Annotated in this window: 2 protein-coding genes; both read left to right on the plus strand. The window is 60.9% G+C overall.

All coding sequences use genetic code 11. From position 1 onward, the window contains the following. A partial coding sequence (locus tag P2Q66_RS14705; RefSeq protein ID WP_275729288.1) for a TraM recognition domain-containing protein occupies positions 1–481 on the plus strand: 481 nt, incomplete at its 5' end. An 11-nt stretch (positions 482–492) separates the two neighbouring features. Next, positions 493–892 (plus strand): DUF4913 domain-containing protein (locus tag P2Q66_RS14710; RefSeq protein WP_275729291.1); only part of this gene is annotated, 400 nt, incomplete at its 3' end.

The following is an 892-nucleotide window of genomic DNA, read 5'->3' on the forward strand; positions in this document are numbered from 1 at the left end:
GGACCAGTTCAGCCACTACGGTTCCAAGGGCCTGATCGTCATGGGCATCCTGCAGTCTTGGTCCCAGGGCGTCGAACTCTGGGGCGAAGCGAACATGCGGAAAATCTGGTCAGCCGCGAACGTTAAGGTCTATGGCGGCGGCGTCGCCGAAGAAGGGTTCCTCCGCGCACTCTCGGACCTGATTGGGGACTACAGCTACATCAACGTTTCCGTCTCATCAGGGAAGTCCGGGTCCAGCCGCTCCCGGCAGGAGAGCAAGGAACGCATCTTCGATGTCTCCAATCTGGCCGAGCTGGACCGCGGCCGCGCCGTGATCCTCGCCTCCGGTGCACCCGCCACGTTGGTCCGGACCATGCCCTGGTACTCAGGACCACATAAGGAAGCCGTGGAGGCATCAATCAAGAAGTACAGCCCGCAGCCGGAGGAAGAACCAGTACCGGTAGCAGCGGCGCCGGTCGTAAATCCATGGGTGACCGGGTAGGGGAGTAGGGCATGACGATCGACATCGGCCTATTCGCTGAAGCGCACAGCACCAGCGCAGAAGAGCCTGCCGACAAGGCTGGCGATGAGCAGAAGCCACCGGAGCTGGTTTACGGCTCTGCCGAAGAGTTCCTGCACGAGCAGCTGCTCCCTACTTACGTCCGCGATGTTGACGGTCGCGCAGCGAAATGGTGCATCGAATGGTATTTCCACCCGGAAGCTGTCTCCCGAATAGAAGCGCTGTGGCGCGCGTGGGAACACTTACGACTCGACGGGGCCACCGGAATCAGCGTGTGGTTCAAAGACCACGCCGACCACCACATGAGCGTGCTCCTCGACCCACGCGGACCGTTCTACAAATGCGACATGCAAAAGCACCGAGACCCTGAACACCTCGAACCAAACAAAGCCC

It is taken from the genome of Arthrobacter sp. Cr_A7 (assembly GCF_029222765.1).
In the GTDB taxonomy this organism is placed as follows: domain Bacteria; phylum Actinomycetota; class Actinomycetes; order Actinomycetales; family Micrococcaceae; genus Arthrobacter.